General features: G+C 51.8%; 12 protein-coding genes. 2 read left to right on the top strand and 10 right to left on the bottom strand.

Annotated features, from left to right (window positions below; translation table 11 throughout):
- Positions 1-42: 42 nt before the first annotated feature.
- The 7 genes from recD to amt all read right to left on the bottom strand — a co-directional run bounded on the left by recD (position 43) and on the right by amt (position 14,617).
- Positions 43-1,881, bottom strand: coding sequence for an exodeoxyribonuclease V subunit alpha (gene recD / locus M3P05_RS18110; RefSeq protein ID WP_249701499.1), 1,839 nt, complete (start codon positions 1,879-1,881; stop codon positions 43-45).
- The gene (gene recB / locus M3P05_RS18105) at positions 1,875-5,525 is read right to left on the bottom strand and encodes an exodeoxyribonuclease V subunit beta (protein ID WP_249701498.1); all 3,651 of its coding nucleotides are present in this window, start codon (positions 5,523-5,525) and stop codon (positions 1,875-1,877) included. Before recB ends, recD begins: the two co-directional genes overlap by 7 nt.
- Positions 5,522-8,836, bottom strand: a complete 3,315-nt coding sequence (recC, locus tag M3P05_RS18100; protein WP_249701497.1) for an exodeoxyribonuclease V subunit gamma — start codon at positions 8,834-8,836, stop codon at positions 5,522-5,524. The genes recB and recC overlap by 4 nt, the downstream gene beginning before the upstream one ends.
- A gap of 241 nt (positions 8,837-9,077) precedes the next feature.
- Positions 9,078-10,499 carry a protein kinase domain-containing protein gene (locus M3P05_RS18095; protein ID WP_249701496.1) on the bottom strand — a complete coding sequence of 474 codons (1,422 nt, stop codon included), beginning with the start codon at positions 10,497-10,499 and terminating at the stop codon, positions 9,078-9,080.
- A 93-nt stretch (positions 10,500-10,592) separates the two neighbouring features.
- A complete protein-coding gene (queE, locus tag M3P05_RS18090) occupies positions 10,593-11,258 on the bottom strand; it encodes a 7-carboxy-7-deazaguanine synthase (protein WP_249701495.1) in 666 nt (221 codons plus the stop codon).
- Complete coding sequence (queC, locus tag M3P05_RS18085) at positions 11,258-11,947, bottom strand: 7-cyano-7-deazaguanine synthase QueC (RefSeq protein ID WP_249701494.1); 690 nt, start codon at positions 11,945-11,947, stop codon at positions 11,258-11,260. The genes queE and queC overlap by 1 nt, the downstream gene beginning before the upstream one ends.
- 69 nt (positions 11,948-12,016) lie before the next feature.
- A complete protein-coding gene (gene amt / locus M3P05_RS18080) occupies positions 12,017-14,617 on the bottom strand; it encodes an ammonium transporter (protein ID WP_249701493.1) in 2,601 nt (866 codons plus the stop codon).
- A gap of 137 nt (positions 14,618-14,754) precedes the next feature.
- Between amt and M3P05_RS18075 the strand changes: the two genes are divergently transcribed.
- Complete coding sequence (locus tag M3P05_RS18075) at positions 14,755-17,028, top strand: ATP-dependent helicase (protein ID WP_249701491.1); 2,274 nt, start codon at positions 14,755-14,757, stop codon at positions 17,026-17,028.
- A gap of 4 nt (positions 17,029-17,032) precedes the next feature.
- Here M3P05_RS18075 and M3P05_RS18070 read toward each other — a convergent pair whose 3' ends face one another.
- From M3P05_RS18070 to M3P05_RS18060, 3 genes are read right to left on the bottom strand one after another with little or no spacing between them, the layout of a single operon-like run.
- Positions 17,033-17,530, bottom strand: coding sequence for a DUF2147 domain-containing protein (locus tag M3P05_RS18070; RefSeq protein WP_249701488.1), 498 nt, complete (start codon positions 17,528-17,530; stop codon positions 17,033-17,035).
- Positions 17,527-18,303: a hypothetical protein gene (locus M3P05_RS18065; RefSeq protein WP_249701487.1), complete on the bottom strand. Its 777-nt coding sequence runs from the start codon at positions 18,301-18,303 to the stop codon at positions 17,527-17,529. Before M3P05_RS18065 ends, M3P05_RS18070 begins: the two co-directional genes overlap by 4 nt.
- Before the next feature lie 37 nt (positions 18,304-18,340).
- Positions 18,341-19,321: a GlxA family transcriptional regulator gene (locus tag M3P05_RS18060; RefSeq protein WP_249701485.1), complete on the bottom strand. Its 981-nt coding sequence runs from the start codon at positions 19,319-19,321 to the stop codon at positions 18,341-18,343.
- A 161-nt stretch (positions 19,322-19,482) separates the two neighbouring features.
- Between M3P05_RS18060 and M3P05_RS18055 the strand changes: the two genes are divergently transcribed.
- Complete coding sequence (locus M3P05_RS18055; protein ID WP_249701484.1) at positions 19,483-21,318, top strand: beta-ketoacyl synthase; 1,836 nt, start codon at positions 19,483-19,485, stop codon at positions 21,316-21,318.
- The last annotated feature ends 64 nt before the right edge of the window (positions 21,319-21,382 follow it).

Raw genomic sequence — 21,382 nt, 5'->3', positions numbered from 1 at the left:
TCAGATTGGCTGACAGTCCTGCTGAATTGAGATGAAAAGCTGTTATTGGAGCCGTTCGGCCAACCCTGTCACTCGCTCGATAGGTCGTTCAACCGCTGCGCCGAGAATATCCGGCTGAGCAAATAGCACCAGAGACTTTCGGGCACGGGTAATTCCGGTATAAACCAACTCTCTTGTAACTACTGGGGATGGAGAGTCTGGTAATGCCAGCACAATCCGGTCAAATTCAGAACCCTGGCTCTTATGAACCGTCATGGCAAATACCGTTTCATGCTCCGGCAGTCGACTGGGAAGCAGAAAGCGGACATTGCCATCAGGGGTTGGAAAAGCGACTCGAAAACGGTTTTCATCAGTCTGGAAGGTGATACCAATATCACCGTTATAGAGTTCAAGGGATGGCTCATTACGGGTTATCAGAATTGGGCGGCCGTGGTACCAAGTGACATCGTTCTCAACTAATCCGGCTGTAACAAGTGCATGGCGAATATGGTCATTTAATCCACCTACACCCCACTGGCCCTCTCTTAATGCGCAGAGAACCTGGAAACGGTCAAAGGCATCCAGAATATCACCGGCCCGCTCAACCGGGTTCTGGCTGTTATTCAGTAGCTCAAGATAGGGCCGGTATCCTCCAACAGCTTTTCTTAATAACTGATTTTGCAGATCACCGGTGTAGTGCAGTTCAATATCAGGTAGTGATTGCTGGCAGAGAGATTCAACGCTGTTGCGATCGCCTTCATTGACGGCCCTGGCAATCTTTCCGATACCGGAGTTAGCATCGAAGCGATAGCTTCGGCGAAGCAGGCAGAGACTGTCTTTTATGGCCGGCCCCTGTTTCTTATCCTGATCAAACAGAGGGTAACCGGTGAGTGCATAAAGAGTTTTTACCTGTTCGTGAGAGTAGCCATCATTAATGCCGGAACAGATATCACCCAGAACACTGCCTGCTTCAACCGAGGCCAGCTGATCCCTGTCGCCCAGCAGCACCAGGCGGGCATTATCGGGTAGCGCTCCCAGCAGGCGCGCCATAAGAGAGACATCAATCATCGAGGCTTCATCAACCACCAGGATATCCAGATGCAGCCGGTTTTCGCGGTTATGACGAAACTCTGCCCGGCCTGGGATAACACCCAATAAGCGGTGCAGGGTCGAAGCCTGGTCAGTAATGGCATAGCGAACCTGTTTATCACAGTTCAGTTTGCTGCGGGCCAGGCCAATTGATTCCGTCAGTCGAGCTGCCGCTTTGCCGGTTGGCGCTGTCAGATGAATAGTTGGGTAACGATCAGGGCTGTCGATCAGCGCCAGTTCAACCAGCAGGGCCAGCAAACGGGTTACCGTTGTTGTTTTGCCGGTACCTGGTCCGCCACTGATAACGGAAATATTGCGGGTGGCCGCCACTGCCGCAGCAACTTTCTGCCAGTTAACTTCACCCTCGGCTACTGGCTCAGGAAATAGTCGATCAAGAACCTCTCGTGTTTTCTCCTGATCCACTGGCAGACTGGTACTGCGGTTCAGCCGTTCAGCAATCTCCTGCTCATATTGCCAGTAGCGCATCAGATACAGGCGTTCACCGTCCAGAACCAGTGGTGATGGTTGAGAGCCATCACCAACAACAGGGTTGTTGCCTAGATGTTCTCCCCATGATGAAACCGGAGGGCACTGTCGTATTGCATCCTCATGGACGTTCTGTCCCAGCATTTGCCAGAGGTCTGTATGCCTGAGATTCAGGCAGGTATGGCCATGTCCAAGCTCGCTGCTGGTCAGGGCTGCTGCCAGAAGAGCGACCGGATCATCAGTTTGCTCAGAAAGAAAGCGGGCAAAGTGGTAGTCCAGAGGACGAATCACTTTGCTATCTGCCAGTTGACGCAGCGTATTCAGCATACATTCGCCTCCTTGCTGTCTGTGTGTTCACCTGCAAACAATCTGTCCATGGCTTCAATCAGTTCACGTTCCGGTTTGTGGGCATAAACCCCCGTCCGCTCAGGATTATCTGGCTGGATACCCCGCAGGAAGATATAAAAGATTCCACCGATATGGGTGTCATAGTCGTAGTCAGGAAGCCGGGTTTTCAGCAGGCGGTGCAAAGCAAGCGTGTAGATCAGATACTGAAGATCATAACGGTGGTCAATCATGGCATCGGCCATGGCTTTATGGGTATAGGCGCTGGTAGTTTCGCCCAGCCAGTTGGATTTCCAGTCAAGAACAAACCACTTGCCATTATGCTGGAAGGTCAGATCGATAAAGCCCTTGAGCAGTCCGCGCACATTGTAAAAATCCAGATTACCGGCTTTGGGTGACAGTGGATCAGAGCTCTCTCGCAGTAAAGTATTCAACTTATGACACTGAAGCAGACCAAGAGATAGATTAAATTCCAGCTCGGGTTTGTAATCACCAGACTGGAGATCAGTCAGTTTCAACCCTTGCTCGTTTAACGGCGCTGACAGGGTATCGTTGACCATGGTCTGTAATACTGGTAGCCACTCGTCTTCAATGCCATTAACCAGTAGTCGCTCCCGAATCATTTCTGCAATCACATCCTGCTGGGGATTTTCAAAGGTAACATTCTCAAAAATCTCATGCAGAAAGGTGCCGGGTCGTGCGCCACGGGGAAAGTCGAGTAGAGAAGTGTAGGGTTCCCGTTCAATGGTGACAGGTTCAACGTCCTGCCCCTGAACTTCCTGGTCCACACCGGCCAGTTCATGGCTGGCATCCAGATTCACATCTGCTTTTTGGTGAGAAGCTTTACGTGACAGGGCTGAATAGCTGGTCATCCACCAGTTATTGTCAATGCGGCCTGTGAACTCTCTTGCGGACAGTTCAGGAGTAGATTGCTCAGGAGATGAGTAGGGTTCTGCCATGGGTTCAGGTACTTTAGAGATACTGATAGCAGAACACCCATCGCCCAGTTTATGCAGGCTCTCTTCCAGTGCTTTTGTATCGATCATATTGCCACTGGCAAGCAGATAACCAAAGGCAGTCTGGTTAAGATGGGTTTCAATATCCTGCTTACGGGGACGGCGTTTGACCGGTGCAATGCCCATATAGCAGGCATGGACGGAGCGGGTCAGGGCTACATACAGCAGGCGCAGATCTTCGGCCATACGCTCTTTATCTGCCTGCTCCAAAGCTTCCGGTTGCGCCAGCAGGTTGGCGACTACCTGATAGTTGTTGTCTTCGTCGTGGTAAACCCCTTGTTCTGCTGCTCTCCAGGTACAGACAAAAGGAATAAACACCACACCATATTCCAGACCCTTGGATTTATGGATGGTGACGATCTTGACCAGCTTCTGCTCACTTTCCAGATGAAGTTGCTGGTCTTTGGCATTCTGATCCGGAGAAGCGATACGCTCCTGCAGCCAGCGCAGCAGAGCGTGAGGTGTATCCTTTTCCCTGGCCGCAGCTGCCAGCAGTTCTCCAAGATGGAGCAGGTCGGTCAGTCGACGTTCGCCATTGGCATCAGCAAGCAGGTTTTCAGCCAGTTGTCGTTTGCTGATAAGGTGGCGCAGCATGGGCAGTACGTCGTCATGCATCCATTTGTCGTGATAACCGGTAAATTCTTCAACCGCATTTTCCCAGCACTGTTCATCATTATTCAGTTCATCCAGCGCACTGGCCTGCAGTGCAAACAGTGGCGTTGCCAGAGCGGCTTTCAGCTTGCGTTCGCTGGTAGGTTCCAGGCAGGCTGCCAGAATGCGGGACAGGTCCAGTGCTTCATAGGAATCAAACACTGAGCTGCGATCACTGAGATAGACGCTGGCGATATTCTGCTCATTCAGGGCCAGCCGAACCTTTTCCGCCTGGGCACCGGTTCGTACCAGAATGGCAATATCTCCGGGTGTTAACGGTTTCTGGCCATCCTTGCTTCCGGTAAGACAGCGCTGGTCTTTTGCCAGACTTAGCAGCCGGTTGATCTCAGATGCAGTGGCATCAGCCATGGTCTGTTCATAGTCACCACGACCAATAGCAAAACCACCATTATCCTGGTACCACAACTTCAACGCTGGCATCGATTGATCATCAATCAATAGCCCTCGGGAGCTGGCATCTGGTGAAGAGTCAACCGGCAGGAAGGGAATATCCTGGTCATAGATAAATGCCGATTGTGCCTGGTCAAACAGATGGTTGGTGGCACTGATCATATCAGCTGATGAACGCCAGTTTCGGGGAAGGGTGTAGCGGCTGGTGATGGCCTTGCGGGCCTGGATATAAGTGAAGATATCCGCACCGCGAAATGCATAAATAGCTTGCTTTGGGTCACCGATCAGAAACAGTCCGTTATCGGTGTGCGACTGCGGATAGATATTGCTGAAGATCCGGTACTGGACGGCATCGGTATCCTGAAATTCATCAATCAGGGCCACCCGATAGATATCACGGATATGGTCAGCAAGCGCTTCACCACCTGATGATTGCAGGGCCTGGTCGAGTTTAATCAGCAGATCATCAAAGATCATCTTGCGCAGCTCATTGCGACGCTGTATCAGACGACTTTGCACTTCTTTCAGGGCATCACGGAGAATCAAGCCCCTGAAGGCTTCCTTGATATCCAGTGCCTGATCCTGCAGCTGTTCAATACGGGTAAAAATCTCAAGATCAGGTACTGTTTTGCCCTTGGTGCAGGCTTTGGCAAGAGCTTCCAGGGTATAGAATTCCCAGCCATTCTCTTTGCCAAACTGTGGTATCAGGCTGCTGCTGGCAGCAAAGTCGGCCATCTCCGCCAGCCGTTTCCAGGGTTTGCTGTTTTTCCGCAGAATCTTTGCCAGCTCTGCTTCAATCAGATCACGCTGTTCCAGCCAGAGTGCTTTTATCTGACGGATATCCTGAATGCGTTTATCCAGATCCGCCATGGAATCAGGAATACCGGTTTCATCAATTTTCAGACCATGCTGGTTTAACCAGTACTGCAGGCTGGCCTGCAGGTTTTCCGGGGCTTTCCAGATCTGGCGGGTCAGATCTGTCAGCTCCTCGTTTAACGGATACATGGTTCTGCGCCAGAAGTCAGCAACCGCATCGGCAACCAGTTCCGACTGATCTTCCAGAAGGTCACTGGTAAACAGGGTGCCGCTTTCAAAAGCATGCTGTTTCAGCATCCGCTGGCAGAAACCATGGATAGTGAAAATGGCAGCTTCATCCATCTGCCGTTCGGCCGCCAGCAAGCGTTTGGCCTGCAGCGGGTGATCACCAAGATCCTGCAGCAGTTCTTTCAGGAATGGATCATCGCTTGTGTCAGAAAGAAAAGCCTGGCGAGCCTGGTGAATACGGCCGCGAATACGATCACGCAGCTCTTCGGTGGCAGCCTCGGTAAATGTCACCACCAGTATCTGGTCAACGGTTAATGGCTGACAATGGGCACTGTTCTGTTCTCGGCCATGGCCAAGTAACAGACGCAGGTAGAGGGCTGCAATAGTCCAGGTTTTACCGGTACCGGCACTGGCTTCTATCAGTCGGTGGCCGTGCAGTAGCAGGGTTAATGGATCAAGATTCTGTGCGTCCCTGTCCACCGTTTCATTCATGCTGTTACTCATTCGGGTAGCGCCTCTTTATCTATTTTCTGATAGTGGGCGTAAAGAGGTTGCAGAATTTGTCTGATCAGCTCTGACATACCATTCAGGGCAGGCTCAAGTTCCGGCCAGCAGCGCTGGATATAGGCATCGGTACATTCTCCAGCCGGACCAAAGCCAGTTCCATAGAAAGTTTTGGACGCTTTGTCATTGGCTGACTCCAGTACCGATTCATCGTCTGATAGCCCTATTTCCCCGGCAGTTTCCTGTATCCAGGCCCAGGCTGTGCGCTGGAAAAAGGGAAGAGGGCGGGTCAGGCCCTGTTGCATCAGACGTTCCAGATCAGAAAGCATCGATAAGGCTTCTTCAGGGTTCACCGGCGTAAATGCAAAAAGTTCGTCCTGAGTCAGGTAATAGGTCTTGCCAATCACTCCGGTGGAGGCACAAAAGCAAAGGTGTTGAATCCAGGCACTGAAACGGTGCTTCTCACGCAGTTTGCCGGTCCTCCAGAACACCTGACCATGCCGGTGTATCTCGGTCAGCCAGCCGGTTAAGCGACTGTCATTCAGCAGCAGATTGACTTCCAGATCTTCAGAGAGTCTGTTTTTCAGCCAGGGTTCAACCAGGCCCGCCAGATTGGTGGCATCAGATTTCAACTCTTTTATGGCCAGTCTGCCAAAGTGACCATGGGGCAGAATACCTGTTGCCTGGGCCTGCTGTCCCAGTGTCTGATCTGAGCCGTGCTCAAGATACTGTCTGACCAGGCTGTCTTTCAGTTGCCAGCCGGTCAGGCCTGACAAGGCAAAAGGTTCACGGGTTTCAGCGGATTCCAGCTCATCATCAAAAAAGACTTTCAGGCGCTGTTGGCAAAAGGCCTGACAGGGGTTGTTCCAGAAAGTAATCAGCTTAGCCAGTGGCAGTTCAATATCATCCCGGCCATCTTCAGCCCTGTTGAGCTCCGGCAGACTGTTTGTCAGAAATGGTTGTGCTGGTTCACCTTTACCCTCTGCTGCAGGCAGCCACTCTCTGGCAAAACTTCGCTCCAGGTTATCGGCCATAAAGTTTGCAGAGCTGAAAGCCTGCAGACTGTGCTGGGTAAACAGATTTTTAACCAGCGCTGAACCATCTTTACCATCGTCAGTGACAAAACTCTCACGAATCAGGTTTTGCAGCTCAGTTACCAGCACAGAGGGAAAACGCTCGGTGTTATCGCGAATATTGCGGCTGACATAGCTGATATAGAGAGATTCCCGGGCGGAGAGCAGTGCTTCCAGGAACAGGTAACGGTCATCTTCCCGGCGTGAGCGGTCTCCACGACGCGGGTCTTTTGCCATCAGATCAAAGCCCATAGGTGGCAGACTGCGTGGATAGGCACTGTCGTTCATTCCCAACAGGCAGACCACCTTGAACGGAATGGAACGCATTGGCATCAGGGTACAGATATTGACCTGACCAGCCAGAAAACGCTGACTGTTGCGGGTATTGTCGAGGTTTTCCTGCAGCCAGTCGACCATAACAGCTCTGGGCAGAGGTTCCTCAAAGCGGGCATCAGTCAGCTGTTGGCGGAAAGTTTCCAGTGCCTGGCGAATGCGCTGCAGAACCTGCTCATCATCGCTGTCGGGTAGAAAGAAGCGTTCCAGAAGCTGGTTCAGGAACAGGGTCCAGTTATCGGCATTGCGTGCCTTATCCAGCTGTGTCACCAGCCATTCACAGCTTTCAATAAAGTCGGCCAGTTTACCTGCCAGTTCGGCATTCATGCCCTGGACAAGGTCCGAAGGCATAACGTCATGGAAAATACCCTGCGAAGCAGGCATGGCGTAACCCAGAAGCATACGACGCAGGCCAAACAGCCAGGTGTTTTCCGTCCGTTTCGGGATGTCGAAACGAGCCTGGTGTTCCGGGTTCAGGCCCCAGCGAATTCCGGCATCTTCAATCCAGTGCTGCAGGGTTGCAAGGTCATCGGCATCCAGTTCAAAACGGGACTGCATCGCTTTGACTTCCAGCAGCTCCAGAAGCTCAGGTCCACTGGCCCGGCTCTGGTCAAGAGTCATCAACCTGTTCAGGGCAGCCAGTACAGGATGTTCCTGGGCTGCACTTCGGTCAGACAGGGCAAAGGGTATATAACGCTCACCGGATGCACTGCCAAACACGGCCTGCAGGAAAGGCGCATAGCTGTCGATATCCGGCACCATTACGATAATATCCCGAGGCTTCAGCTCAGGGTTTTTATCAAACAGACTCAGAAGATGATCATGAAGAACTTCCACTTCTCTCAAAGGGCTGTGGCAGCCGTGGAAACTGAGAGAAGTATCTTCTGTGGCGATGGAGTGTTTCTGGTTGGTGCTGTCCTGCAGTTCGAGGATATCTGACTGAATACAGTGCAATAGACTGTCCCGGTCAATATCAGCAAACGCATCAATTTCAGCGGCACCAAGTTCCTGCAGCTGATAAAGGTAATCCCGGCCCAGTTTGCCCATGGAAGCCAGTAGTGGGTTGCCGGTCTCTTCAAGCGATTCAGGCTGCTCCGGATTCACACCTTCTTTGAAGCGTTTGGCATCAAGCATAGCCAGGTAACGGGCATCGCGGATATCACCCCAGTAATAACGACAGGGGTTGGTGATCATCAGATGCACATCACACTGTTCTCCCAGGGCATGGAGGGCTTCCACATAACCTGGCGGAAGGGCAGAGATACCAAAGACAAACAATCTCTTTGGCAGCTTGCCTCTGAAATGCCCATTCTTGAGTGCAGCCGCAAAAGACTGATGCATATTGGCGCGATGCCAGTGCGACTGTTCCAACTCTCTTGTTGTTTCGACAAGCGCCCGCCACAAAGCCGGTTGCCAGCTCTGGTCCGAGGTGAGTTCTGGCCTGTCATTACCGGCTTCCCAGTCGGCAATCCACTCTGGGCGATAAACCAGATACTGGTCAAAAATATCCGCAATCTTTCCTGCCAGCTGGTAACGGCGTACCTTATCTTCGTCGTTTTCCAAATAGCGTTTTAAGGGTGCAAAGCGCTCGTCTTCGAGCCATTGCGGAAGAAGCCCCATCAGCTTCCAGGTCATGCTGTCCTTGGCAAAGGCCGACCGATCCGGCACATCATCAAGAATCTGGATAAACATTTTCCAGATAAACGTTGCGGGCAAGGGAAACTCGATACTGGCGGCAATACCGAAGGCTTCTGCCACTTCCAGCTGCAGCCAGCGGGCCATGCCCGGGCTCTGCACCAGAATCTGTTCATCTTCCAGAGGGTTTGTCAGCGGGTCACGACGGATCAGCTCAACAAGAAGTTCCCTGAGGACATCAAGACGGTTGGAATGATAAAGGGTGAGCAACGAATTCTCCGTATTCGAGGGCTGGCACTAGCTCTTATTCTCAGTAATCATCTGATTAATGCAAGGCAAGACTGGTTTTCTTTTAGGAAAGAAAGGGGTTTGTGCCCTAATGAATCAGCAGTACATATAAAAGACTGCCGTAGCTTTGGCTATGCCGAGATATAGAGGCAGAGCAGGTATCTGGTATTGATACCTGAAAAGAGTATGACTTCAGATATTTCCTGGGAAGTATTGCAAGACTTTAAACCATAATGCGGCTTAGAGTTTTGATGGCCTTTTCTTCATCAACAGGATTGGTCGTAAACCATGGATGTTCTAAAGCCTGAGCTGCAGTTGTTCTGTGCTTAGGATCTGGGTGCATAAGCCCGTTTATTAGATCTGTCAGAAGAACAGATTCCTGTTTGAACCGTACAGCCGACTCGTGAAATGCCTCAAACCCTTCCGGCTCCCAGGTGTCTAGCCGTTCTGAACCAGAACCTATCAATTCCTGGCGGCTGAGTCGGACAGATTCCCGGTTTAGGTCCTCGTCAGTAACTTCCGGCGATGGAGCCGGTAGAGCGGTTTTGTAGCTTCCATCTTTATTAGGAGAAGAATAGTTTTCCATCGCTTTTTTGATGAGATGGACTCTCGCTCCACGCTCCCCTGGTGGATGACCGCTGGTATCTGCCCCTGCAATAAATGCATTGCCGCTTTCACCCTGAAGTGCAGTCAGATCCCTGTAGAGCATCTGTCCCAAGGCGTAACAATCCATCGAGGGATCAGCGGGAATACCTGCTTCCTTGCCCTTGAGCAGTGAGTCCAGAGCCTCAGGTGCTGTATAGCTTTCATGGGCGCAGAAAACGGGATCACCAATTCTTACCGATGCCCCGAAATCAAGGAGCTTGGAATCCTTGTTTGACTTGAGAATATGAAAATTATCCGGCTTTAGATCGCAATGTACCAAGCCGCTTTTGTGAACATGATCGACGGATTTGAATTGCCCTTGGCTTACGAATTTCCAGGCATTAAAAAGCTCGTCAGCAGGCAGGCCAGAAGTGCAGAGGTCATCTACAAGTAACCCCAGTTTTGGGCCATCAATATACTCGTACATAAGCCCGGCTTTGTCTCCCAGGGTTATGTAGCCTTCATAGCCAACAATATTTTTATGGGGTGGGAGTTGCTCCATGATCTGTTGTTCATCATCGAGATTGTATTTGGGAAAGGCCACCTTCAGAGCGAACGTGTTGTGAGTCTTCTCTTGAGTCTGGTTATTCTGATCTGTCTGCTGCTTGTCCTCTGGAAGTTTCTTTTCCTGAGTAACCCGGTAAATTCTGCCATAGTTGCCTTGGGCAAATGGAACCTTGTCGAGTTGATACTCTCGGGAAAAATCAAAATGAGGGTTATCGCTCTGGGGGGAGATAAATGTCAGATCATCCAGGCTGCCTGCAGAGCCCAGGGTGTCAGAAAAGTCAGATGCCGATGTAGAGGTGGTACGAGACGATATTGATCGATTATTTTCATCAGAAGAATACCCCGGATCTGTTTCACTCAGGGGGGATTTATTTGTTGTTGAAATTACGGAGCGTTGCCCTGATTTCTCAATTATCTTTTCAGGAATATCAGAATGTCTGGGAGCTAATGTAGAAGACGTCTGGCTTGCGGGTCTGGTGGGATCAATAGGCATAGCGCTTTTGTTATTGCATTGATTGACCGGATACCGGAATTATCGGCTCCGGCCATCAATGCTGAACTTAACCATGCTCAGCCCATTCGGCTGTTAAGGAATATTGATAACCTTGTGGGTCTGCAGGTTCAGGCGCCAGCGGGGGTGATCTAGGCAATACTGGATAGCCTGCTGCGTGCCACAATCCCTATAGAGAAGGTCAGCCGACTCCCTGTGAGGGTCAGCCATAGGGCTGAGGTAATAATGGCTTGCCCGGATATGTTCGAACTGCTCGGGCATAGCCTCAGGCTGAGGATAAACCAGCTTCAGTTCATCGCACTCAGTCACAACAACCTCGGCTGTGCCCTTGGGGCTGACAACCGACCAGTCAATTCCGTCCGGGATAGGCTTGGTGCCATTGGTCTCGATGGCAATTTCAAAACCAGCATTATGCAGGCTGTCGATCAGTGCTTTATCCATCTGCAGCAGAGGTTCTCCGCCGGTGCAGACCACCAGTGGCTTGCTCTGATTGTCAGAATATTCAGATGGCCACCTGGCACGAACAGCTGAGGCCAGTTCATCCGCTGTAGTGAATTTCCCTCCACCTTCACCATCTGTACCGCGAAAATCGGTATCGCAGAAGTTGCAGATAGCGGTAGCCCGATCCTGCTCCCGGCCACTCCACAGGTTGCAGCCACTGAAACGGCAGAACACGGCAGGGCGGCCAACATTGGCCCCTTCACCCTGCAGGGTGTAGAAGATTTCCTTTACGCTGTACATCAGGCCGAAGCACCTGTTTCGTATGGCAGAGGATCGGTTGCCTGGTTCAGTTCAAATGCTTCCAGACGTTCAACGCAGGAGCCACATTTGCCGCAGGCTTTTTCCCGACCGTTGTAGCAGGTCCAGGTTTTTCCATAATCGAGACCCATGGCCAGCCCGTCCCGCAGGATTTCAATCTTGCTCTGATGCAGGTAGGGGGCCTCGATGGTGACCGGCTGCCAGTCACAGATCTTGGTTACTTCATTAACAGCGTCGACAAACTCAGGCCGGCAATCCGGATAAATTGTGTGGTCACCGGAATGGGCACCATAAAAGACTTTGCCGGCCCCGATCGAGAGGGCATAACCGGTTGCCAGTGACAGCAGAATCATATTGCGGTTGGGGACAACCGTCAGCTTCATATTGTCATCAGCGTAGTCACCTTCAGGGACTTCAATATCGTCAGAAGTCAGTGCCGAGCCGCCAACCAGATCATTGATTGCAGTAATATCAACAACTTTCAGCGGGATAGCCAGCTCATCGCAGACCCTCCGGGCATAGTCCAGTTCCTTGCTATGGCGCTGACCATAGTTAAAAGACAGAGCATACAGCTCAAAGCCTTCGCGCTGGGCACGATTTAATACTGTGAATGAGTCCATTCCTCCGGAGTAGATAACAACGGCTTTTTTCGGATCGGCCTGTTTTTCCATGGTGACAACTTCAGGGTTCTTACGGTGAGGGCCGTATTATAGGGACTGGGGCGAGAAAAGGCAGGGGGATCAGGCGGATGATTGCTGCGCACTGTTACCAGGGAAATATCTGGCCAGACACTGTTTCAACTGGTCCAGGGTCAGAGGCTTGGTCAGGTAGTCATCCATGCCCGCTTCTTTCGCAGTCTGTATATGCTCTGCCATGGCATGGGCACTGAGGCCAATGATCAGGATATTGCCGGTATCTTTATCGGATTCTGTGCTGCGGATTTCCCTGGTTGCCATCAGGCCATCCATTTCAGGCATTTCACAATCCATCAGGATCAGGTCAAAAGAACCTGATTTCCACTTCTCCAGTACCAGCTTTCCGTTATCTGCCATTTCCGGGGTAATGCCGAGTTTTTCCAGGTACTTCCGAATGACCATCTGGTTGACCCTGTTGTCCTCGGCTACCAGGACTTTCAAATGTTTGAACTGATCATTGGGTGTTGGTGCTATGTGTTTTTCTGGAGAGGAACTGGCCGGTTGGTAGTGACTCTCCGTAGCCTTGATTTTGAAAGTCAGGGTAAAGAAAAAGGTTGTGCCTTGGCCTTCGACGCTTTCTACGGAGAGGTCGCCACCCATCATACGAACCAGCTTGCGGGATATGGTCAATCCCAGGCCGGTTCCACCATATTTTCGGGTTGTTGAATTATCAGCCTGTCGGAAAGCTTCATAGATGATCTGCTGCTGCTCCTGGGACATACCGATGCCGGTATCAGAAACCCTGAAAGTCAGACTGACCGTTTCATCCTGGCTGGAGCCTGATCCAGTAATATCAAGACTGACAGAACCGTTCTCGGTGAATTTGAAGGCATTTCCCAATAGGTTAACCAGAACCTGCCTGAGCCGGGTTGGGTCCCCAAGCAGCTGGCGGGGAACGCTGTCTCCAACCGTTATTTGAAAATCAAGATTGTCCTGTTCGGCTTTCAGGGCGAACAGGTTTCGGCATTGCATAAGCACATCATCAAGCTTGAGCTCGGTTTCTTCCAGTGACAGCTGCCCGGCTTCAATTTTGGAATAGTCGAGGATATCGTTGATGATGTTGATCAGGTTGGCCGCCGATGTATGGATCACATCAATGTAATGGCGGTGTTTTTCATCATGTTCTTCATCAAGAAGCAGCTCCGCCATTCCGATAATGCCATTGATAGGAGTGCGGATTTCATGACTCATATTGGCCAGGAATTCGCTTTTATGCTGGCTGGCTGTTTCGGCTTTCTTTCTGGCCGCATCCAGGCGGTGGCGGGTTTCTTCCAGGTTGCGGATGGTCTCTTTTAAAGACTCCTGGGAATGACTGAAACGCTTGGCAACTCTGTTGTATTGAATCGCTACCTGACCAATGTCGGTAAAAGTCTCAACCCGAACCGGCATTTCAAAATGCCCGCTGGTTTCCTGCTGTTTCATATCATGCAGCAGGTCATAAAGCTCGGTTCTGGCCTGATGTTCGGCCATATTGAGCCCTTTTTCCTCATCCTCTGCAGAGACTCTCAGTGGCAGAATCTTATTGATAATCCAGAGCAGAATAAATGCGGTAGTGAAGCTCCATAGCAGTGTGGCACCAACCCCATACAGCTGAACCTCAAGAAGCTCATCCCGGGAGAAGTTGCGAGGAAACAGCAGTTCATCTCCCCAGAGTGCAACAGCTATTGTGCCCCAGATGCCCCCGAGCATATGCACAGGAACCGCGCCAACGGCATCATCGATTTTCAGTTTTTCCAGAATGGCAAAACCAAAGCTTGCCAGAACCCCGGCTCCAATACCGGCAAAGACAGCAGACTCCGGCTGGAAGATATTGCAGCCAGCGGTGACTCCAACCAGACCAGCAAGAACGCCATTCCCCAGCAGCAGGATATCAACACAGCGACGAATACATATGGTGTAAATCAGGGCTCCAAAGCCACCGGCTGCTCCGCCAATCGTGGTATTGAAAAGAATGGTTGGCAGTTGCTCCCGGTAGAACAGGCTGCTGCCGCCATTAAATCCAAACCAGCCGCACCAGAGCATCAATACACCGGCGATGGATATCACCAGGTTCTGTCCCTGGAAGCCGTGGGGATGGTCAATATCAAACCGGCCTTTGCGAGGCCCAAGAATTAAAGTAGCCGCAAGGGCGATGGCTCCACCAGTTACATGGACAGTGGTCGAGCCAGCAAAATCGATAAAGCCAGCTTCTTCAAGCCAACCTGTTGTGATCCCGGTATAGCTCCCTCCCCAGATCCAGTGTCCGGCAACCGGATAGATCAGGCCGCAGGTGATGATGACAATTGCAACATAGCCCACCAGTTTGCAGCGCTCGGCAATAGCCCCAGAGACAATGGTGGTAGCAGTGGCTGCAAACATGGCCTGGAACATAAAGAAAAGAGGATGGAAGGTGTCGTCGGGGTCGAACTTGAAGATTTCCGGCATTCCGGCGTAACCGTTTTTCGACTCCCCAAACATCACGCTATAGCCGACCAGCCAGAAAAGCAGTATCGCCAGAATAAGGTCAACAAGGTTCTTGGCGGCAACGTTAATGCTGTTTTTGGAGCGAACCAGTCCGCTTTCCAGACACAGGAAACCCGCCTGCATTAACATCAGCAGACCCAGGGAGGTAAACAGGATCATGTAGTCCCAAGTATCGGGTATCATGGAGCGTCCGTGCCCAGAAAATCAAAGCTTCTCTATGCACTTTAGCAATTCATTTGTCGTGAATGAGACAAACGTTTCTGGTTAATTAATGATAAGATCGCCGTTCAGCCTGAATTTCCCCCATTTTGATTTCCCTGATGAACTGGACCGACGAACAGTTACGTGTAATTGAACATTGTGGCAGCCATGCCATTGTGACTGCCGTGGCTGGCAGTGGTAAGACCAGCACACTTGTTGCCCATATACTGCGCCAGCTTGAGCGTGGACAGGATCCAAACCGGATACTGGTGTTGATGTTCAACCGCAGTGCCAGGGAAGACTTTCAGCGTAAGCTGGCCAGGGAAGCATCCAGCTTCTCTGCCTCTGTATCCCTTCCTGATATTCGCACCTATCACTCCATGGGGCTTAGGCTCTACCGGCACTTTGTCAAAAACGGTTGGCTGCAATCCTGGCAGGGAGACCCTTTGTCGGGGGCAAGAATGGATCTGGAGTGCTGGAAAATTCTTCAGCGCATCGCGCCGGCAAGCATGCGGGATGCTTTGAAGAATGATAAAAGCACCTGGGTCAGCGAGTTGACCGGATTTATTGATCTGGTGAAAAGCACCACTCGTACACCTGAAGTTGTTTTTGAAGAGTATGAGTACAACGCACGCAAGAAAATACTGCTTGAGGGATATCACGCTTTTGAGGAGTGGCGAAAAGAGCGTAGGCTGATCACCTATGCCGATATGTTGTACGAACCGGTTATGCTGATGTTGCGTGAGCCTGAGCTGGTGGAGCAGGTGACCAACCGGATGGATCTGATGCTTGTGGATGAGTATCAGGATACCAACGAAGTTCAGCATACCCTGCTGAAAATGATTGCCGGCCGTCGTGCACAGGTGATGGTGGTGGGGGATCCGGATCAGACTATTTACGAGTTTCGTGGTGCCCGGCCAGAGTACATTTTAAAAATCTTTGCCGAGGATTTTCCAAGCCCGGTTCAGTACACCCTCAGCTATACCTTCCGTTATGGTCATCAACTCTCTTTGGTAGCTGATCATTTGATCACTCACAATATGGGGCGTGGTGATACCCTCTGCATATCTCACCATACGACGGCGGATACGCGAATTGAAAAAGTGGAAAACAGTGATCCCGCCCGCTGGCTTTCAACTGCAGTCGCCGAACTGACAGAGTCGGGTCGCAAACTCTGTGAAATCACTGTTCTGGTCAGACTCTGGAGTCAGGCGGTCACACTGGAAATGGCGCTGCTGGAAGCCGGCATTCCTTTTGTCAGTGAGGCAGAGAAGGGCGCATTTGACCGGCAGGAAATTCAGCTGTTAACCGCTTTGCTGGAGCTGGCAGCCGGTAAATTCGAAGCTATGCCGGTTGACACACGTTTCCAGAAACTCTGGCAGATCCTGCGGTTTCCCCATATCGGTATCAAGGACGAGTGGCTGAAAAGTTTCTGTCGGGATCTGGCCGGGCTTGAACAGGGATATGGTAAGTGGTTGATAGGCCAGTCCCAGAAACATCTTCAGGGTTTGAGTGACTATCAGAAGAACAAAATTCAGGATCGCGGACGCCTTCTGTCCCGTATCGAACGTGGTGACCAGGCTGCAGTAAAAATGCTGGATCAATATATTCAGAGGGTTGAGCTGAACAGCTGGCTGGTGGAGTCGGCACTGGATCGGGATCGGGCGGACGAGCAGGTTATGGCGGTAAGAAGTTTTATCCGCTATCTCGGGAAAACCTCTCAAACTTCGGGAGAAGCCTGCGATTTTATTGCTGAGCTTCGGGCTCGACGTAAAGCCGGTACCAGCAAAAACCGACAGGACTCTCTGCTTTTAACCAGCATGCATAAAGCCAAGGGGCTGGAATGGCCTGTGGTGATTCTGCCAGGACTGACAGACAGACACCTGCCTTGCAGTAATGGCGATGAAATTCTAAGCGAGACCAGTATCGAGAGTGAACGACGTCTGTTTTATGTCGCCATGACCCGGGCCAGGGACCAGCTTTTCCTGGTGACAGCACCTTCTGCCAGTGATACCCAGCGAGGTTTGGCTGCTGATCGTCAACCCAGCCGTTTTATTGCCGAGCTGAGATTGGCGCTGTCCTGCCAGGCTGGCGAAGCTCTTCATAAGCTGTCGGAGGATGCCGATGAGCTGGCTTTGGACTTTCCGGAGTCGGGGATATTGAACCGTTATCTGGAAACCGTTCGACCAGGCTTGAAGCCGGTATGGAATCAACAGGCAGAAGTCAGGGATAAACAGTTTATGCCCGCCTGGCAGCAGGAGCGTGTCAGCCACTCTATTTTTGGTGATGGCGTGGTGCTGTCTGAAACTGGAACTGATTTCAAGGTGCGTTTCGATGAAGACGGGAACACTTATGACTTCAGCAAGAAAAGTGCTCACCTCTATTTCTTATAGGCTCCTATAGAGTTTTGCTCTCAGCTTCATCAATTCGCTCCCAGACCTGGGAGCGTCCGATGGCTGAGATGCCGATGTAGCCACGAACCTCCAGCTGATTACCGTTACCCAGAAGCTTCATGCTGGCGGAGTAGGTTTTGCCATTTCCGGGATCAAGGATTTTTCCCTTATCGAAGACTCCCCCATCCTGTTTCATATCCCAGAGGATGGTCATGCCCTCAACGGGCTGGTTCTTTTTGTCCCCTTTGCAGCGTTTGCAGGCATCTCCACGGCTGTTGTCATCGTATATCCGTTCCACTTTGCCATACCAGTTGTCGTTATCTCTCCAGATTCTGACCTGGCTGACTGGTTTGTGGGACTTGTCATCAAGAGTGGTCCAGAGGCCCGCAGGGGAAACATCCAGAGCTGGTGCTTCAACAGCCAGGGCTGGTCCTACCCGAGCAATAAAGAGTGCGAGGGCCAGCCCGCTGCGCCCAAAGGGCCGGATGTACTTCTTCATCATTGCGGTTGTATCTCGATAACGTCCTGCAGGTGAGGAATCTGTCTAGTTGGAATTTCATCATTCGGCAAAAGGTGCTGCACTTTATTGCGTAGATTTCTCAGCTGCAGACTCTTATAAAGTCTCTGTTCTTCCAGGTTCATTCGCGCCAGAGCAGAATGAATTCCTGTGACAACGATTGGGCCTGCCACCATAACAGTCCGGAAAATATCGCTTTTATAACCCCATAGATAAGGTGCCAGACGGGTCTTGGAAGAAAGGAGCTGCATGATCGTACCGGGGATACCGACCGCCATCATGGAGAATATCTGGGCTTTCAGTGTTTGATAGGTTGATAGTTCAGGGAAGCGTGGGTCGCTTTTTCCCAGAATTGTTATCAGGCTGCCTGCAACCATTTCGGGAAGAATGGAATCAAATATGGTCAGAATCCATTGGTAAGCGGCATCTTCCCGACCCAGACGGGCGAAGAACTCGGCCAGGCGGTAATCGACAAGGCAATGACTGAGGATTTTGTGGCGAACTGTATTGTAAGCGATAAAAAGAAGGGCAGAGCTGCCTGCAAGGGCCATGGCTTCGGTAATCGTGTGCTGGCGGCTGAGTTCTTCCAGTTGACTGTCAACATGTTCAACCAGGTCAAGGACATGTTGCAAAGTGGGTGATGCTTCGTAACTGACCGACTCCAACTCTGCTGGTGGTATCTGTTCTTCTTCGGCCCATCCGTGGCAGGTTATCAATCCAAGAAAAATTATCGTTATTAGTGGCGTCAGTCTCGACATACCCGGCCTCAGGTCAAAATGAAGCGGGTGAGTATAGTCAGGGGCTGAACAGCTTGCCCCGTACGCTGGTGCGATATTGTCCCGGAGTTGTATCCATTTGTTTCCGGAAAACCCGGTTGAAGTAACCGGGGGCCTGGAAACCGCAGCGCTGGGCGATATCTGAGACTTCAAGGTTAGAGTTGGCCAGCAGATCCCGGGCACTCTCTATACGCAGCCGGAGCAGCCAGTCCAGAGGTGTCATGCCGGTTGCCTCCCGGAATCTGCGGTTCAGAGTGCGCTGGCTCATGGAGAAGCGTTCGGCAACCGCTGGCATGGTAATACTCTCCTGCTGGTGGTCATGAAGCCACTGCTGGACCAGAACGATGGTTTCATCCGGGTGTGGCGCGCTGGACTCAAAGGAATAGAACAGGTCACTGTAGCGGCGCCGGATCTCAGGGGAGAACTGCTGCTCAACACGCCTGGCAAAGGAGCGGCCCAGCCGGTCTTCAATCAAGTGGATAGTGAGGTCGGCAATGGAATTCACACTGCCCGCACAGTAAATATTGCCGGCCTGGGTTATCAGGTGGTGTCGCTTGACCAGAAGCTCCGGATAGCACTCCTGCAGCTTATCAAAGTAAAACCAGTGGGTTGTGGCCGGGCGGCCATCCAGCAGGCCTGCTTCCGCCAGCATAAAGACTCCTGTGCCGGTTGCGCAGATATGGGCTCCCTGGCGGGCCTGTCTGGCCAGCCAGTCACAGACTTCCGGCCAGCGCCGGGGCAGGGTAGCCGGGTTACGCCAGAACGAGGGCACAAAAATAATATCCGCCTGTGGCTGGTTCCTGTAACTCCTGTCTGGCAGAAGAGTCAGTCCACCAGTGGTTTTAATGGGCTTGCGGGAATCTCCAATGATGCTCAGTACCGAGACAGGTCTGGAGTCGCGGGCCGCCCTTTGCATCTGTCTGGCGGCATTCAGCATTTCAAGGGGCAGGGTCAGGCTGGTGGCAATCATCCCATCCAGAGCGAGTAGGTAAATTTGCATAGTTTCCTGGGTTGTCTCTATGTATTGTGTGCAGGTTGCAAAATTTAATGGCTATATTATCTAATTATATGGCCATATAATTCAGTCATGGAGGGCAATAAATGAATAAACTTCGGTAATAATTTTGCAATCTTTGTTTAGTTTTTGGTCGAGGTTTTCGCATGTCCCGACTCCCGCTTATCGTTGCCCAGGGTGGTATTGGTCCGGCTGGCCGCACATCCGGCTTTCATGCCTATAAACGCATGGTTCTGGACTCACTGGATAGTCGGGAGGTGACGCAGACACTGACCAGCCTGTCCCGCCTGACCGGAATTGCCGCTGATGATCGCCAGGCTCTCCTTGATGCCACACTGGTTCGCAAGCTCGATGGTTCCCTGTTTGATGCCGATGCTGTACTTCGTCACAAGTCCATGAGCCTGAAAGGGGCGAGCACCATGCTGCTGTCCCGCCGCCAACTGCCTGATCCACTGCCAGCCGGCTGGCAGGTATCTGATACCGAAGACAAGGCCCTGGTGCAGGTCAGTGTTCCTGCTGATCAGGCCATGCTGATTCCTGAAACCTTTGTCCTGCCGGTACACGCTGCCGGTCAGTTGCCAAGCGGTTTCAAGCCCGAGAAACTGTATCCTTCCCGCAACCACCCCCGTGGTCTGGCCATGACTGTTTATGGTGCCTCTGATGCTATCAGCTCCATGGGCATTGACTGGGACACTCTGGATCAGTTTGTTCGTCCGGAGCAGGTTTCCGTATATGCCGGCAGCAGCATGAGCCAGCTGGACCAGAATGGTAACGGCGGCATGCTGCAGGCACGCCTGAAAGGCAAGCGTGTAACCTCCAAGCAGCTGCCTCTGGGTTTCTCTGAAATGCCCGCCGACTTTATTAATGCTTATGTACTGGGAAGCCTTGGTACCACCGGTACCAGCATGGGAGCCTGTGCCACCTTCCTCTACAACCTGCGCCATGCCATGGAAGATATCCAGAGTGGCCGTACCCGGGTAGCGATTGTCGGTAACAGCGAAGCGCCGATTACTCCGGAAGTTATTGAAGGCTATGCCACCATGGGGGCGCTGGCTTCTGACAAAGCCCTGCGCCTGCTGGATGCTCTGGCTGAATCTCAGGAGCCGGATTACCGCCGTGCCTGTCGTCCATTCTCCGATAACTGTGGCTTTACCCTGGCTGAGTCCGCCCAGTTCTTTGTGCTGATGGATGATGAACTGGCCCTGGCGACAGGGGCTGAAATCCTTGGTGGTGTGGCTGGTGTCTTTGTGAATGCCGATGGCCCCAAAAAGTCCATTTCCAGCCCCGGTGCCGGTAACTACCTGACAGTTGCCCGCGCTGCTGCGCTGGGCCGCAATATTCTTGGCGAAGAATCACTGCAGCAGCGTTCCTTCGTCCAGGCTCATGGTACCGGAACCCCGCAGAACCGGGTGACTGAGTCTGCCATTCTGAATGATGTGGCAACGGCCTTTGGTATGGAAGACTGGGCTGTATCGGCAGTTAAGAGTTATGTCGGTCACTCCCTGGCAACTGCTGCGGCTGACCAACTGGTATCCACACTTGGTGTCTGGCGTTATGGTCTGATTCCCCAGATTTCCGGCATTGATGCTATTGCTGACGATGTTCATAACCAGCGTCTGGATCTGCTGACAGCTCACCGTGATATCGGGGCAGAAGGAACAGATCTGGCTCTTCTCAATGCCAAGGGCTTTGGTGGCAATAATGCCACGGCGACTGTTCTGGCGCCCCATAAGGTTAGGGAGATGCTTGGCAGACGCCATGGCGAAAGTGCCCTGACCGAGTGGGCGACCCGCAATGAGCAGGTTTCCGCACAGCAAGAGACCATCGAGAATCGCAAACTGGCTGGTGAAGATGAGCCAACATATCGCTTTGGCGAAGGTGTGATTGATTCAGCAGATATCAGTGTGACCAGCGAGAAAGTGACTCTTGAAGGGCGTGTTGTGCCTTTATCCAAAGAGAATCCATTTGCTGATTACTGCTAGTAGTTCACTCAGATATTTCCGTTTTTAGATGGAAGATAGAGAGGCATCAGATTTATCTGGTGCC

The organism is Parendozoicomonas callyspongiae (assembly GCF_023502345.1).
GTDB classification, from domain to species: domain Bacteria; phylum Pseudomonadota; class Gammaproteobacteria; order Pseudomonadales; family Endozoicomonadaceae; genus Sansalvadorimonas; species Sansalvadorimonas callyspongiae.
This window is presented reverse-complemented; position numbering and strand designations above follow the sequence as displayed.

Excerpts from the sequence above, each read along its gene's own strand:
- recD (WP_249701499.1), bottom strand. The coding sequence starts at position 1,881 with ATGCTGAATACGCTGCGTCAACTGGCAGATAGCAAAGTGATTCGTCCT.
- recB (WP_249701498.1), bottom strand. The coding sequence starts at position 5,525 with ATGAGTAACAGCATGAATGAAACGGTGGACAGGGACGCACAGAATCTT.
- M3P05_RS18095 (WP_249701496.1), bottom strand. The coding sequence starts at position 10,499 with ATGCCTATTGATCCCACCAGACCCGCAAGCCAGACGTCTTCTACATTA.
- queE (WP_249701495.1), bottom strand. The coding sequence starts at position 11,258 with ATGTACAGCGTAAAGGAAATCTTCTACACCCTGCAGGGTGAAGGGGCC.
- queC (WP_249701494.1), bottom strand. The coding sequence starts at position 11,947 with ATGGAAAAACAGGCCGATCCGAAAAAAGCCGTTGTTATCTACTCCGGA.
- amt (WP_249701493.1), bottom strand. The coding sequence starts at position 14,617 with ATGATACCCGATACTTGGGACTACATGATCCTGTTTACCTCCCTGGGT.
- M3P05_RS18075 (WP_249701491.1), top strand. The coding sequence starts at position 14,755 with ATGAACTGGACCGACGAACAGTTACGTGTAATTGAACATTGTGGCAGC.
- M3P05_RS18070 (WP_249701488.1), bottom strand. The coding sequence starts at position 17,530 with ATGATGAAGAAGTACATCCGGCCCTTTGGGCGCAGCGGGCTGGCCCTC.
- M3P05_RS18065 (WP_249701487.1), bottom strand. The coding sequence starts at position 18,303 with ATGTCGAGACTGACGCCACTAATAACGATAATTTTTCTTGGATTGATA.
- M3P05_RS18060 (WP_249701485.1), bottom strand. The coding sequence starts at position 19,321 with ATGCAAATTTACCTACTCGCTCTGGATGGGATGATTGCCACCAGCCTG.
- M3P05_RS18055 (WP_249701484.1), top strand. The coding sequence starts at position 19,483 with ATGTCCCGACTCCCGCTTATCGTTGCCCAGGGTGGTATTGGTCCGGCT.